Below are 16,080 nucleotides of genomic sequence, written 5' to 3'. Positions count from 1 at the left end.
TTTATCTCTCCTTCCTCACTTCTTGTATAAGCCACGGAATAGATTGATGCCCACTAACCATATGGCCGCCAACAAAAGGGGACAGTATAACCTGTTCATTTTTACGAATAACATCCTGAATAGATTGAAATGGAAATAAATGATCCTCTTCACCAGCCTCAATTAAGAGAGGTCGCGGTACTATAAGTTCTAATAAATCTGTCATTTCTCCAATTTTCATAAATCCAGGTACATAGTTATCAAGACAATGATCACTCGAGATAATACTATCCTTAAAAAAACTACCAAATCCACTTAGTACCGTTGCTTTAATCCGCTCATCAATAGCCGTTAATAAACTAGCTATCCAACCTCCACCTGAAAATCCCATACAGCCAATTTGGGTATAACCTTCACGTGTTAACCAGTCTACTAACCTCTTACACTCAAAAACTCTTAATCCAGCAAGTGTTTGCTTATATAACAGAAGCTGAGCTGCCAAAGAAAAGCAACTATTCTCCTTTTTTTCATTGGATTTGGTCCTTTGTCCAAAACCAACTAATTCAGGCAAAACAACGGTCATTCCTCGCTCCACAAAAGATAGAGCAAAGCCACGGTGAATACTATTTTTATTTAATGCCTCATTAGCACCACGACCATGTCCATGTAAAGCCAGTACAACTTCAGAGCCGTTATTGACATAATTAGGAGTTAGTAGACGAAAAGGTAAGTATAATGGGCCAGTGGTCGCTAACAAATATTCCGCCTCTAGATAACCTTGATGCTGAATTGTTTTCACACATTTAACTTCGCAATTGTTACTCGAAAATGAACCTAAGGCCTCTTTTATTGCCTTTCTTCGTGCTTTAAGATCAACTACTTTTGATTTTTGCTCATAAAGTCCCTGTAAAAAGTGGTCAACTTCACTCATCGCGTTAACCCTTCATTGAACCAATTAATGCGCCTTTTGCAAAATATTTCTGTAAGAATGGGTAAACAAGTAACACCGGAATCGTCGCCACTACGATAACTGCCATTTTTACACTAATTTCAGGTGGTGGTACATTCGTATATTCTGAGCCATCATAGTTAAGCCCTGTGGCCAATACGACAATTTGTCTTAGTAAAACCTGAACAGGCCATTTGCTAGGATCATTAATATAAAGAATCGCATGCATATACGTATTCCAATAGGTAACCGCATAAAATAAAGAAATTGTCGCAATTGCCGGCAATGAACATGGTATAACAATTCGGAATAAAATACCGAAATCACTCGCTCCATCAATTTTTGCTGATTCTTCTAAACCATCTGGCAAGTTCATAAAAAAGCTTCGTAAAATAATCATATTAAATGCGTTAATTGTAACCGGAATAACAAGAGCTGCTAATGAATCAATTAAACCTGTTTGTTGTACTATTAAAAATGTAGGAATCATCCCACCATTAAATAACATCGTAAAAACGATAAAAAACATTAAAAAACGCTTACCAACCAAGTCTCTACGTGATAATCCGTACGCCGTTAAAACAGAGAAAAACATACTCCAAAGTGTCCCTAATACTGTTACTCCAATCGATACACCTAAAGAACGAAAAATCGTATCCGTTGAAAAAATGTAACGATAAGCATCCAAGCTAAATTGGGTAGGGAAAAGCAAGAAACTACGTGCTGCAATTTCTGCACCTGTTGCAAAGGAGCTACCAATAACATGAATAAAAGGCAATACACAGAGTAACGCGATTATACCTAGAATGACCATGTTGACAGCGTTAAATAGACGACTTCCTATTGATTTATCTCCAACCATCTTAATTGCCTCCTTCCTAATAAACCCCTTCTTCTCCAGCTTTCTTTGCCATCCAGTTTGCACCAACGACTAATATCAAGCCAACAAACCCTTTAAAGAAACCAACTGCTGTACTGTAACTAAATTGACCTTGCCTTAACCCAGCCGTGTAGACATACGTATCAAATATTTCTGCCACTTCACGATTGGATGCATTTAATAGTAAGTAGACATGTTCAAAACCTAATTCTAAAACATCTCCAATCTTCAGAATTAACAGAACAATGATGACACTACGAATCGCCGGTAATGTAATATGCCACATCTGCCTTAAGCGGTTAGCACCATCCATCTTAGCCGCCTCATATAATTGCGGGTCAACAGATGCTATTGCCGCTATAAAAATAATCGTGCCCCAACCAGCTTCTCGCCATATAATCTGAATGATGTACATCGGCCTAAACCAATCTGGATTAAGTAAGAAGTTAATTTGATTAAATTCCATCGTTCGTAACAGATTGTTAATAATTCCTCCATCAAGTGTTAGCATGACATAACTAATGGAAACGATAACTACCCAAGACATAAAGTGAGGGATATAAATTAAAGTCTGGATACCCTTCATATACCATTTCAGTCGAAGTTCATTTAACATTAGAGCTAGAATAATGGGTACCGGGAAAGCAATAAACACTTGCAATCCAAATAAGATAAGTGTGTTCCTAAAAATCATCCAAAAATCTGGATCATTAAATAGCCTTCTGAAATGGTCAAGACCAACCCATTCACTTCCAGTTATCCCTAAATAAGGTTTATAATCTTGAAACGAAATAATGAGTCCATACATGGGAATATATTTATAAATGAAAAAATAAATAATTCCAGGAGCAATCATTAAATAAATCCACTTGTTCTTTAAGATTTTTTTCCACAGCTCTTGACGCCTTTGCGATTTTGTTACGATCGGCCGATCTTCCATCATGACTGGATTAGCCATACTGCACCTCAATTCTTTAAATAAGATGAGAAAGCAGGCAGAGATCAGGCCCTGCCTGCTTTCTATTATCTTGGATTAATTATTGGTTAGACTCATTAAATTCCTTTATAATGTCATCTCCACCTTGATTTCTCCAATTATCTACTGCTTTATTAAAACCATCTAAGTCAGTTTGACCTAAAATATATTGATACGTGACATCATTAATGATCTGCTGTAATCGATCACCATGTGTTTGGAATGTTTCTGAATCAAGAGTAATCGTTGGATCATGAACAAGGTATTGCTCATTATCTATTTCTAGTTCATCAGCCTTAATTTTCGCATCATACGTTGCTAAACCAAGATAACGACCATTTGTATCCGCTTCACCAATTTCAATTGATTGATATGGCTTAACTTCCCTATCCGTTAATGCTGAGTCTGAATTAGCCAGTGCACGACCATCTTGAACTTCATAGTGCTCACCTTCGACTCCCCAGAATGTAAGATTTGCAACTTCAGGTGTCATCATTTCATTATAGAAAGCAAGAATTCCTAAAAGTTCTTCCTCTGTTTTTACAGCTGATTTAGGGAAGATAACTAAATTACCATAACCTGGAATCGCCCAAATGTTATATTCTCCATTAGGACCTTCCACATAATTGTGAACAGCAAATTCAAGATCAGGATTTAATTGTGAAGCATCATTGTAAAGTGATAATACATCACCCATAGAACCGATATAAATACCTGCTGTTCCATTTTTAAATAGTGCTTGCTGGTCATTTTTACTTGTCACTGGAAAATCCTGATTCATAAAACCATTCGCATGCAATTCTTTCATATAATCTAATGTCTCAACGTACTCATCAAACATAAATTCTGGAAGTAATTCGCCATCCTTTTCACCCCAGTTATTTGGCACTCCATGCCATGATGCAACCGTTTTAAAAGCACCATAAATTAAATCATTTCGATCTGTTAATCCCATTGTATCGTTTCGACCGTTTCCATCTGGGTCATCTTCAGTAAAAGCTCTTGCCATTTCCATAAATTCTTCTACTGTTGTAGGTGCCTCTATTCCTAAATTTTCTGCCCAATCCTTACGATAAATGATTCCTGAACGCGATAACGGTCTTCCTTGATAAAGACCATACATTTTTCCATCAACCAATGTATTTGCTACTACTTCAGGCTTTAGTTTATTTAAGTTTTCAAACTGGTCTAAATAGGGACCAATCTCCCAAAACTGATCATCACGAATAGCTTCTTTAAACTGGTTATATGTCGATTGATTCTTCATATAAACAGCTTGAGGTAATGACCCTGTTGCAAACGCCGTATTTAAACGTTCTTCATAATTACTATCTGGAACCCATTGAATATCGAGTTCTGTGTTGGTTGCTTCTTCTAATAAATTTTGTACTTTCTTATCAGGTACTTCTGCCGTGTGAAGATTTGCCATAATTGAGAACTTAAATGGTTCATTTTCATTGCCAGTCGGTTCTGCTTCATTACTGTTCCCATTATTAGAGGAAGCGTTTTCATTTGTGCCATTACCTCCGCAAGCAACTAATAATGTAACTAAGACGATAAAACCTACATTCGCACACCATTTTTTGAAATTGTTCATTCAGATACCCCCATGTAATATTAGAATTACGTTTCGTCTCTCTCCAAATATCTTTATTTCTATGTTTCCATTTTAGCCAAATAGTCTGTGAATTTTGAATAATCATTTTGACAGTGTGCCTCGCAAAAAACCTATTAAATTAGGCATCTGATAGAATGATTATCTCTGTTATAGCTGGACAAGTCGTAAAGAAAGGAAAGAATGTATCTCTTTGCGAGAGGATTCTTTCCTTGGTTTTTTATAGGAGTTGCTAGGGTGCGGTGCGAACATACAGCGTTACTAGTCGCTACAGAAATGCTCGCTCCGCGTCCTGCGGGGTGGCGCTGAGCTAATCGGCTACGCCGCTGGATCTCTCAGCTCTGCCACTATTTCCCGCGGGAGTCTCCGCGGCATTTCTTCCGCTCGGTTACTGATTATTCTCAAGTTCACAAAACAAACTAACTCCACTCATGATCATGTCAACCAGCTCCCTTCATCGACAGGTTCTTCACCTTTTTTGCCCATGATCATGTCGACCAGCTTCCTTCATCGACAGGTTCTTCAGCTTTTTTGCCCATGATCATGTCGACCAGCTTCCTTCATCGACAGGTTCTTGACCTTTTTTGCTCATGATCATGTCGACCAGCTTCCTTCATCGACAGGTTCTTGACCTTTTTTTGCCCATGATCATGTCGACCAGCTCCCTTCATCGACAGGTTCTTCAGCTTTTTTGCCCATGATCATGTCGACCAGCTTCTTCTACACCACTTTTCCCACCTCGGCTTGCTCCTCTTAGTCAGCTTGTTTGTCTTGGCGATATTGTCCTGGTGTTTTTCCGGTTACTTTTTTAAAGGAGCGAATAAAATTTTGAGAGTTCTTATAGCCTAGCTCTTCAGCGATTGTTTTTACCGATTTCTCGGTATGAATCAGCCAATCCTTTGCTTTTTGTAATCTAAATTGGGCTACATAATCACTAAAGCTCATTCCTGTGCCCTCTTTAAAAACACTACTTAAATAATTCGCATTGTAGTGGAGCTCTGCGGCACATTGCTCTAATGTGATTGCTTGTCCATAATGATTCTGAATATAATCTAACATCTTATCAGATAAATGCTTAAAATTGGATTCACTTACTTGCTGAAAACTTTGAACAAGAGGTACGATTAATCTCTCTACAAACCACCGCTGAACCTGTTCTTGACTTCGAAGTTTTAAAGCCTCTTTATATATACTTCCTTCTTGAAGACGCAAATCCTCTGATTGCCTCATTCCATTTGTTTGATATAATCGGAGTAATTTATTAATAAGCTGCATCATTGATACTTGGACATCACCGATACTTGTATGTTCCTTCATCATTTCTAATTGCCATTGCCCAAACAACGAAATTGCTTTTCGTTCATCTGCTATTCGTATAGCAAGTAGCAACTCCTCCTCTAACTGTACAGGATATTGATAGAGCGATGGCTTAATTTGTCCTTCTATATCTATAAAATGAATCGTTACATTATCCTTGAACTTTAGTCGGTGGGTAAGAGCATCCTTGGCCTCATCGTAGGCTTTCGGTGCTGAGATTAACTCCATGAAACCTTTACTGACACCAATACTCACCTTATCTTCTAAATACTTATAAACATAATTACGTATACTCTCGGTCCATTCATATAACAGCTTAGCTCTTTCCTGTTCTTCTTGCTTGTGTACACCTACTAACAAAACTAATAAGTCATCGACCCAAACCGCATCAAAACGGTTAGGCTCAGGTACAATATCCTCCACCATATTACGGAGTGCAAAAGTACGAAGCTCTTTTTCCTGCTGCCCCTCATCCTGATGAATACGTTCAACCTGTATCACAAGTACACTCATATCAGACCATTGCAAACTCTTTTTATCTAAATGGTATAGTTTAACTCTGTCTAAAATCTCTCGTTCTGAGAAATGGCCTTGAAATAAGCGAATTAAAAAAAGCATAAATGATTGCTTAGAATGAAGAGTGAGTTCTTGCTCTAATAAAGACTTCGAAGAGAATAAATCATGTAAATGCTCCTCAATTACTTGAACTTCTGAGCGTTTTGTCCCTGACTTCCCATTACTTCTTTGATTTATTTTATTTACAAGTTTTTCAATTGGTAAATAGAGTCGTTTCGAAAATAACCACACAATAAGAGACGATAAAATAATCATTGTTAACACAACGTAAAATGTGAACCAACCAATACTTCTTGATTCACTCATTAATTCTTTCATCGATGTTATCGAAATATATTTCCATCCAGTAAATCCTGATAGTGAATACGTTAGCACATAAGACTCGTTGTCTAGCTCCATGTAAAACTGTCCCTCTGATTGTTCGGCTTCCCATTCAACACCAGTAAAGCCCAAATCCTCTAAAGTACTCCCAACAAGTTCATCATCGGCGTGTACCATAATCCGATTCATTTCATCTAAAATCATTAACTGATCACTATGATTATTTACACTCATCATATCTCGAATACTACACATCGGAATATTCGCGTTAACTAAGCCAAACTTTTCTGTCATTCTGGTTGGCATTTTTTTTATTAGACTTATACTATATTCACAATTTCGACGAATAATTTTTTCATCAAACGAACTAGCATCCAGAAGTTGCCATGATGTATTATATGGCAATTCAAAAAAGGCCATATAACGTTCGTAATCTGGGTGTTCGTCAAACCTGCTCAATCCTATATTTGTAGAAATCCAGTTTTGGTCTTTGTTAATGACCATCACTTCTTCAACCTTTGTATCAACTGATTGAAGCTTCACTAGTTCACTGCGTAATTCTCGATAAACAACAAAATCCTCCGCAACAATAGGTCGTCTTAGAGCTAAATCCATGGTTGGAGTGTCTACCGTACTATTGATAGAATGATGAACAGTTGTTAAAACTTGCTCAATATTAGATTCTATCTGCCGGATTATTTCTCGTTTTTCATTGACAACACGCTGTTCGGCTTGTGAAGCTGATTGAACATAGGCAAAAATACCAACAATAATTACAGGTACCGATCCTAAAATCCCTCCATAAATCAAAAGTCTTACCCATAAACTTCGATGCACAACCCTCACCTCTCAATCCCCATTCATCTCTAGAAGTGTACAAACATATTCCATAACCCATCATGTAACCGCTTTAATTTTATCGTTTATAAGCTTCTTCTTTTATTTTTTATATAAATCTTATTAAACCTTCTATTTTTATAACAAAAATCAAGTTTGATAATCTTCAAAAATGACTATTCGACACTTTACACTGAAATCCCTCTTTTTTTGCAAATGATTTAATAATAGCTCTTCATCTTAATCCAGATTCCTTTGCTTAGATGTAAAACCTAGCTCAATATGAGCATTCCATGTACTCCAAGGTTTGTGGAGGTGATTAGAAACACCATAATAAGTACCATAGTCCTGTGTTGTTTCGATCGCGCATTTCATAAGTTCAATTAAGTCATCATCGGTTAACATCGTACGATTCAGCCTGTCCTTGACAGCTTGCTGACTCTTGGCTGGTACAGAAGCAATCCTTATATTAATAACCGATAATGTTCCCTCTTGTGCAAAAAGACGTCCAGCCTGTTCAGAGGCAAATTTCAATATCCCATATAAACTATTCGTTTTGGGGAGATCTTCCGTATGGATCTCTCTATTTAATAAAGAATATCCATCTTTTTCATAACCATCTGTCACATGATTACTACTGGCAAATACCACACGTCTAACCCTATTTTCTCTTGCTGCCATAAGAATATAATAGCTGGCATGGAAAAATATGTCCGATAATTGCTGAAAACGAGTTATGCTTTCAACACCGCTAGCTGCATCTACTTTTAGAAGGTTAATGATCGTATCAGTCTCAGCAGGAATTCGTTCTAATAGTTGTTGGTAATTAGTTGCATCTACTTCAATAAATGGGCAGCATTGTTCTGAACTTGGAGGTTTTTTATCCATATTAAATACCGAATAACCCACTTGCTTTAAACCAGTTGCAAGAATCGAACCGACTGTTCCACTTCCGCCTATTAACACGATTTTTCTCATTTCATCATCATCCTTTCTGAAAGAGGAAAAGGAGCTTATTTAAGCCCCTTAGTGAATTTGATATTGAATTAGTGGTCAAAACCGAAATAACTCTTTGCATTGTCATAGCAAATATTTTGGACGAGCTGACCAAGCCACTTTTCATCATTAGGAACCTCGCCATCCTCTACCCACTTCCCAATCATATTGCACAAAATCCTTCTAAAATATTCATGTCTTGTGTAAGAAAGAAAGCTCCGAGAATCGGTTAACATACCGACAAAAACACTCAATAAACCGATGTTAGCTAAATCTTTCATCTGCTTCTCCATTCCATCCTTCTGATCATTAAACCACCAGCCTGAACCGAACTGAACTTTCCCTTTTACACCCTCGCTTTGGAAGTTACCAATTGCACTAGCAATCACCTCATTAAATATCGGATTCACAGTATAAATAATGGTTTTCGGTAATTGATCAGACGTATCAAGTGCATTCAAAAAGCCATTCAGATCACGAGCCATCGAAAAATCTCCCATGGAATCATAACCCGTATCAGGTCCGAGTATATGAAACATTCTTGTATTGTTATTACGTAATGCGCCAAGGTGAAGCTGCATCGTCCAACCTAATTGATGATAAATTTGCCCAAGGTATAGCAGAACATAGGACTGAAATTGTCGCTCCTCAACAAACGAGATATCTTCTTTCTCTAAAGCTTTTTGAAAAATCGTCTCTGCTTCTTTTTCAGAACAATGTTCGAAAGGAATCGTTTCAATTCCATGATCAGATAAACGACAACCTTTTTCATGAAAGTAAAGAGCACGATCCTTTAATACAGCTAATAACTGCTTAAAGGATGTAATCGACGTACCCGAAACTTCACCAAGTTTTTCAAGATAGTCTTGATAGGTAGCACTCTTTAGGAGTATGGCTTTATCTGGTCGATACGTTGGTAAAACTTTTGTTAGGAATTGCTCATCCTCTTCAATCGCTACATGTGCCTCTAATCGATCGCTTGGATCATCCGTCGTACAAATCAATTCCACATTAGACTGTGCGATAATTCCCTGTGTTCGTAATGAAGGTGTCGCTAATTTTGCTTCCGTTTCCACCCATATTTGTTCAGCCGTCTGTGGTGAAAGCAGCTCATCCACTCCGAAATAACGCTTTAATTCCAAATGTGTCCAGTGATAGAGTGGGTTCCCCATCGTATGAGGCACTACTTCTGCCCATTTTAGAAACTTTTCTTTATCGGAACGACTGCCCGTAATATATTCCTCGGAAACACCCATCGCCCGTAATGCTCTCCATTTATAATGATCCCCATGAAGCCAAACCTCAGCAATATTCGAATAGCTTCTATTCTCAGCGATTTCATAAGGCGAAACATGGCAATGATAATCAATAATTGGTAAATCCTTCACATACTGATGGTATAAAACTTCCGCCGTTTTAGATTGAAGCATAAAATGCTCGTGGATAAAGGACTGACCTAACTTTGGCATTATTTCAAATCCTCCATGGCTATAAAATCCATATCCTTAAACGTATAGTTTTCACCTGCCATTGCCCAAATAAATGTGTAATTACTCGTTCCAACTCCTGAATGAATGGACCAAGGCGGCGAAATAACGACTTGCTCATTTTGAATGACTAAGTGACGCGTTTCATTTGGTTGACCCATAAAATGAAAGACACGCGAGGCTGGCTCCATATCAAAATAAAGATAGGCTTCCATCCTTCTATCATGAATATGAGCAGGCATCGTATTCCACATATTATTCGGTTCTAATAGTGTCATCCCTACCATCAGCTGGCAGCTTTGAATGCCATCAGCATGAACATATTTATAAATCGTGCGGTTATTTGATTCCGCGTCTGAGCCAAGGTGATTAGGTTCTGCCTCAGCAATCGGTAAGAGCTTAGTTGGGTATTCTTTATGTGCCGTTGCTGATACTAAATAATAACGGGCAGGCTCGTTTACATCAACTGAATGCAATGTAACATCTTCGTTCCCTTTTCCAACATATAAACAGTCACGTTTATCTAATTGATACGTTTCTCCATTCACATTGACCTGGCCTTTTCCACCACCGATATGAATAATAGCAACTTCGCGTCTTTCAAGGAAATAGTCTGTTTTGAGCTCTTCTTTAATCACTAGTTTCAGCTCTTCTTTCGTTGGGATCGCTCCTCCAACAATAAGGCGGTCATAGTGAGAATAACTAAAAGCGATTTCACCTTCATTAAAAAGTGACTCCACTAAAAACGACTCACGCAACTCCTCGGTTGTATAGCGTTTTACATCCTTTGGACTAACCTCATATCTAATATCTAATCCCATTATAAACATCCTCCTTCATTGATATCACCATGATTGTAATAACGTTTCCATTCGCCTTTTTATGACAACAACTGGCGACTTTCTTGCACCTTTTGTATAAAAGCTGCTGCTAAGCTTTGTAACCCTACCCAATCTTTTTTCTCAATTAATTGCTTGTTAAGTAAGGAGCCACCCGCACCTACTGCAACCGCTCCCGCACGAATAAATGCTTCGATAGTGTCTAAATTAACACCACCTGTCGGCATCATTTTCACATGTGACAGAGGTCCTCCGATTGATTTAATAAAAGATGGACCTACACATTCAGCAGGAAAAACTTTGACTAAGTCTGCCCCATATTGCATAGCTCTATGAGCCTCTGAAGGTGTAAATACACCAGGGATCGCCAGTACACCATGACTTTTAGCCACCTGAATCGTTTCCTCATCTAAAATAGGAGCAAAAACAAATTTAGCACCAGCAGCAATCGCTTCTTCTGCTTGAGTTGCATGTAAGACCGTGCCTGCACCTACAATCGCACGTGTTCCGAAACGCTTATTAAGGTTAGTGATGATCTCCAAAGCATTTTCAGAGTCCAAGGTCACCTCAAGACCCTTCACCCCTCCCGCTACTAAAGCATCTGCAATCGCCTCAACATCTTCTACTGGTAACTTACGCATGACGGCACATACACCAGAAGCCAATAATTCATCTAACGTATTCACCTCAAAACCCCTCCACTCACTTTGTGCTTCGCTGCCAACAATGCCTCTACTTCCTGACGTTTTGGCATTCCTTCAAAATCACCTTTTGACTGGACCGCTAGTGCACCTACTGCCGAACCAAAACGGACTGCTTCCTGTAAACTTTTTCCTTCAAGTAAACGAACAAGGACTCCAGCAGCAAAGCCGTCTCCAGCTCCAACCGGATCCACAACATGTTCGACGTTAAAGCTAGAAAGCTTGCCTTTTTCTTCTTCAGAAGCAAATAACATTTCATGTTGGTTATTCTTCAATACAACCGATTTAGCTCCTATTTGTAAGAGTTCCTCAACTAACAAGTCCTCTTCTTTATTGCCTAGTAACCAAACTGCTTCATCAATACCAGGCAACATAAGATTCACCAATTTGGCAATACTCAGAATTCTATCTCTAGAAATATCCTCACCTACCCGATTAATTAAAGCAAAACGTAAATTCGGATCAAATGAGACAAAAACACCTTTTTCTTTAGCAAACTTAACTGCCTCTAACGTCGCCTCATAACATGAATCACTTAATAGTAATGTGATTCCTGTTATATGCAAAATTTTCGCTTTTTCAATAGCTGTGAAATCAAGATCAGCCGTGGTTAGTTGACTTGCCGCCGAACCATGCCTGAAATAATAAACATTGGTTTGATCCTGACGTTTCTTCTCCTTAATATAAACGGCTGTAGGTGCCTCTTTTGTTTTTGTTACATACGAGGTATTAATCCCTTCCGCCTGCAGTTCTCTAATAACGTACTCGCCTAACTCATCATCACTTACTTTGCTCATCCAAGTTACACGATGCCCTAATTTAGTTGCAGCTATCGCCACATTGGACTCAGCCCCACCAATCCTTTTAATGAACCGTGAAACATATTGGAAATTCCCTTCTGTTTCAGCTTCAAATAAAATCATCGTTTCCCCAAAGGTAACAAGCTCTGAAAACATACTTTCACCACTTTTCTCTAAATTATGAGCTCATCCAGCCGCCGTCAACACATAAAACATGGCCATTTACGTAACTTGACGCATCAGAGGCTAAAAAGACAACAGGGCCCTCTAAATCTTCAGGTGTACCCCACTCGCCCATAGGAATTCTAGAACTAATATACGCATTACGATCCGCGTCATTTCGAATTCCTTCTGTATTATCTGTTACCATATATCCTGGAGCAATCGCATTAACTCTGACACCTTGTTTGCCCCACTCATTGGCTAAAGCTTTCGTTAAACCAGCTACCGCATGTTTACTCGCCGTATACGCGGGGACTCTTAATCCACCTTGGAACGATAACATCGAGGCGATATTAATAATCGAACCACTACCCCGTTGCAACATATGACCGCCTAACTCACGTGAAATCGTAAATAATGAATCGAGATTCACTTGTAATACTTGTCTAAAATCACTATCACTAAAGCTCTTTGCATCTTCTCTCTTAATAATCCCCGCATTATTGACCAAAATGTCAACGTTTTCATAGTTTGCGAGAATTTCTTCTACTAAAGCCTTCGCACCAGACTCAGAAGATAAATCCGCTTGTACAGAATGAAAGATTCCACCAAGTGCTTCTATCTTTTCTTTCGTTTCTTTCATTTCACTAACCCCTGCTCCGATAACAGTCGCACCAGCTTTGGCTAATCCAATAGCCATCCCCTGGCCAAGACCTCGACTAGCCCCAGTAACAAGGGCGTACTTTCCTTCTAATGAAAAGTTCACTGTAAAACCTCCCTTTACGTTCAAATATGTTCGTTTGTGTTTGATTTTATCATTCTTGTGTTCATATGGCAATCCTTCTACAAGCATTTCATATGATTATTCTGAATAAAAACTTTATACTCTTCAGCCAATTCGTCATCCGATATAACGGTATCTAACTCCTCTAACCGGGCAAAGCACATTAAACCTACTTGACCAAACTTTGTTGAATCTGCTAATAAAATGGCTTCCTTTGCACTTTTAATCGCTTGTCTTTTCCATTCAACGTGGTAGCTTTTTAATACGGTTAACCCTTGTTCTAATGAAACACCCGTCGTCCCTAGAAATACCTTACGAACAAACATGTTATCTAACATATCCAGCGTTTGTTGACTATAAATCACAGAGGAATCACCAAGCCTCGTTCCTCCAAGCATGACTAATTGAACCTTTTCCTTTTTATATAATTCGTTAGCAACTTGAATATCATTGGTTAAAACGGTTAACGGGAACTCCCCTAATAGACTAGCTAATGCCCGAGCTGTGCTACCGCCATCTAAAAGAATGACTTCGTTTTCCTCTATGTAGTTAAGGGCTTTCTGAGCAATTTGTATTTTCTTGTCTGCATGATTGAGTTGTCGTCCTTCAACAGGGAAAAGGCTTGTTTCTGTTTCGGCTAAGACAGCTCCACCATGAACACGCTTTAAAAGCTTTTTATTCTCTAGTGTCTCTAAATCAAGTCGGATCGTTTTTTCGGTTACACCTAAGCTTTTACTTGCATCTGATACTTTGATTGCTTTATGTTCGTTTAAGTACGATAATAATCGTTCATGTCGCTCCTGTGATAGCATTTTTATCTCACCTCTGTTTTATAATCACACATAAACGAACATAAGTAAACAGTTATTACGTAATAATTCTTATGGTTTATTCAAATAATTCAAACTCAAACAACTTTTTATGTATAATGGAGGGTAAAGGTTTTTATATGAAAGTTGCTTAGGTGCGATATGCGGAGTTCTACTCGTCGCTACCGAAAATCATGCTCCGCGTCCTGCGGGGTGGCGCTGAACTAGTCGGCACAGCCAGCGGATTTAAGCCTGCCATTACGTACCGCGGGTGTCTCCACATGTTTTCGTCCGCTGGGTTATTGCTAATTCTCAAGTAGTAAAATACAATCCTACACCATACATTTAAAATAAAAAAATCAAATTGAATGAAGTTCCACCAATTAAAACCTAAACCCTACTTTTTGTTGGTGGCGAAGTGAATGGAGCTTCACCATAATCGTTCTTACGAGCAATATCCCAAGAGCAAAGAGGCTACGAGAAATTGGGAGAATTGCCAAAAACGTTATGATTGATAAGCCATCAATTGAAAGGCGAAATCATTTTTTTAGAATAGATAGATAGCACATTTTATTGGAAAACTTTCTTATTATTTTTCTTAAAGGAGTTTATGTATATGTTAGCTTTATTACTTGTTACATTATTATTCACCTTTTTTGGTACTGGGTTATTTTTAGTCGGGATAGTTGATAGCTCTGTCTTTAAAATTCTATTATTCTCTTTCTCTTACTTGTGGATGATGTTTGCTTGGGTCTATTATTTTGCACGTACTATCCATAAAGTAACTGCACAAGAAAACGAAGAAGTAATCGATGAGGTCGCTGCATCCATGGAAAAAGAGAAAGTACCTATTTCCTACAGTTTGTTAGGGGCTACTTTGCTCCTGTTCGGAGTTACTATTTTTGGTGGCTGGTTGCTCGCTTCTTTTACAGGTAATACGACATATTTGAAGCCGGAAGATTATATGGAATGGCGCATATCCGTTACCGCTATGTTTATCCTATACTTATTAATCCTCTACATGTATACAAAAATAAAGAAGAAGCACTAAGTAAGAGACACAGTAAGTCTTTCCTATCAAATTGTTGGCCTCATCTGTAGTAAGTATTCTTATATTTGCTATTTTTATTCCGATTCTATCTATTGTTAATCATTATACCGTCATACTGATTTGACCTTTGATAGAAACTGATTTACACATAAAAGAGCTGATGACATGCAATCTATAATGTCATCAGCTCTTTTGAATGAAAGTTAGAGCGAACATGGAGCGTTGCTCGTTGCTACCGAAAATGATGCTCGCGTCCGCTTTACTTTATAACTTGTTTTTGCAGCCTACATTTTTGATTACTGAAGAGCTTATGAGACAGTAAATCCAATGCGGTTGAGATATACATTAAACTCCTAAGAGCTCTTAGATAGAAGCGTGGTACTGCTTAGTATCACGTTTTCGTTATGTATTCAAATAAATCCTTTATCTTTATCACCCTAATAGTATAATTCTTTCACTTGACAACAACCTAAATATGAGATATTGTAATTTAATATATATTCTTAAAGAATTCAATATAACACGATGAAATAGATTGTTTCATCAAGATTGGTAACATGCAGGAAGCTGCTCGAAATATGAGCAAGATCATATGAAAAAGAACAAGTAGTTAGTTGGTAGATGGTAAGGCATCCATCTACTTTTTGAAAAATAACTCCCCAGGTATTTAATCCATACTTCTAAGCACCCTCTATGCTTATTATTCTTTTTTATCCAGGTAAACCTCTCATTACCCCTTGCGTATTACCCCAAAAACTATTCAAATTTATTTACACAACAATCTATGATTTATCACCAAGATCACGTGATAACAGATCGTACGTGTACTTAGCCTACGATTACTTTAATTCACACTGGCACGGTCAAGGAGCCGTAAGGATGGAAGAGAGGTAGGGCTTTCATTGTTTTAAACGTAACACCTAAGTTTTCTTCTATTGTAGAGAAGAGTTATTGAGTTCTTTCACAATCCGTGTTGATTGTTAGGAACGAATTATATATAT

The 16,080-nt window shown here is 38.0% G+C and carries 13 protein-coding genes; 1 reads left to right on the top strand and 12 read right to left on the bottom strand.

Annotated elements, in window-relative coordinates; genetic code table 11:
* Position 1: 1 nt before the first annotated feature.
* From PQ479_RS18420 to PQ479_RS18365, 12 genes are all read right to left on the bottom strand, one after another.
* Positions 2-910, bottom strand: coding sequence for an alpha/beta hydrolase family protein (locus tag PQ479_RS18420; RefSeq protein ID WP_047990671.1), 909 nt, complete (start codon positions 908-910; stop codon positions 2-4).
* A gap of 4 nt (positions 911-914) precedes the next feature.
* A complete protein-coding gene (locus tag PQ479_RS18415) occupies positions 915-1,790 on the bottom strand; it encodes a carbohydrate ABC transporter permease (protein WP_047990670.1) in 876 nt (291 codons plus the stop codon).
* A 16-nt stretch (positions 1,791-1,806) separates the two neighbouring features.
* Entirely contained in the window at positions 1,807-2,751 is a 945-nt protein-coding gene (locus PQ479_RS18410; RefSeq protein ID WP_420535564.1) for an ABC transporter permease, read from the bottom strand.
* A 94-nt stretch (positions 2,752-2,845) separates the two neighbouring features.
* A complete protein-coding gene (locus PQ479_RS18405) occupies positions 2,846-4,381 on the bottom strand; it encodes an extracellular solute-binding protein (protein ID WP_047990668.1) in 1,536 nt (511 codons plus the stop codon).
* 771 nt (positions 4,382-5,152) lie between these two features.
* Positions 5,153-7,450: a helix-turn-helix domain-containing protein gene (locus PQ479_RS18400; protein ID WP_047990667.1), complete on the bottom strand. Its 2,298-nt coding sequence runs from the start codon at positions 7,448-7,450 to the stop codon at positions 5,153-5,155.
* A 240-nt stretch (positions 7,451-7,690) separates the two neighbouring features.
* A complete protein-coding gene (locus PQ479_RS18395) occupies positions 7,691-8,428 on the bottom strand; it encodes an NAD-dependent epimerase/dehydratase family protein (RefSeq protein ID WP_047990666.1) in 738 nt (245 codons plus the stop codon).
* Between the two features lie 68 nt (positions 8,429-8,496).
* A complete protein-coding gene (gene uxaC / locus PQ479_RS18390) occupies positions 8,497-9,915 on the bottom strand; it encodes a glucuronate isomerase (RefSeq protein ID WP_047990665.1) in 1,419 nt (472 codons plus the stop codon).
* Positions 9,915-10,754, bottom strand: a complete 840-nt coding sequence (kduI, locus tag PQ479_RS18385) for a 5-dehydro-4-deoxy-D-glucuronate isomerase (protein ID WP_047990664.1) — start codon at positions 10,752-10,754, stop codon at positions 9,915-9,917. Before kduI ends, uxaC begins: the two co-directional genes overlap by 1 nt.
* Positions 10,755-10,813: 59 nt before the next feature.
* A complete protein-coding gene (locus PQ479_RS18380) occupies positions 10,814-11,458 on the bottom strand; it encodes a bifunctional 4-hydroxy-2-oxoglutarate aldolase/2-dehydro-3-deoxy-phosphogluconate aldolase (RefSeq protein WP_273717147.1) in 645 nt (214 codons plus the stop codon).
* Positions 11,455-12,429, bottom strand: a complete 975-nt coding sequence (locus tag PQ479_RS18375) for a sugar kinase (protein WP_047990663.1) — start codon at positions 12,427-12,429, stop codon at positions 11,455-11,457. Before PQ479_RS18375 ends, PQ479_RS18380 begins: the two co-directional genes overlap by 4 nt.
* Positions 12,430-12,451: 22 nt before the next feature.
* Complete coding sequence (gene kduD, locus PQ479_RS18370; RefSeq protein ID WP_047990662.1) at positions 12,452-13,201, bottom strand: 2-dehydro-3-deoxy-D-gluconate 5-dehydrogenase KduD; 750 nt, start codon at positions 13,199-13,201, stop codon at positions 12,452-12,454.
* A gap of 77 nt (positions 13,202-13,278) precedes the next feature.
* On the bottom strand, positions 13,279-14,031 hold the full coding sequence (locus PQ479_RS18365; protein WP_047990661.1) for a DeoR/GlpR family DNA-binding transcription regulator: 753 nt from the start codon (positions 14,029-14,031) through the stop codon (positions 13,279-13,281).
* A gap of 613 nt (positions 14,032-14,644) precedes the next feature.
* Here PQ479_RS18365 and PQ479_RS18360 point away from each other — a divergent pair.
* The gene (locus PQ479_RS18360; protein ID WP_047990660.1) at positions 14,645-15,079 is read left to right on the top strand and encodes a hypothetical protein; all 435 of its coding nucleotides are present in this window, start codon (positions 14,645-14,647) and stop codon (positions 15,077-15,079) included.
* Positions 15,080-16,080 lie beyond the last annotated feature (1,001 nt).

It is taken from the genome of Alkalihalobacillus pseudalcaliphilus (assembly GCF_028610675.1).
Taxonomy (GTDB): domain Bacteria; phylum Bacillota; class Bacilli; order Bacillales; family Bacillaceae_D; genus Alkalihalobacillus; species Alkalihalobacillus pseudalcaliphilus.
Note: the sequence above shows the minus strand (reverse complement) of the source record. Positions and strands in the feature narration are given on the sequence as shown.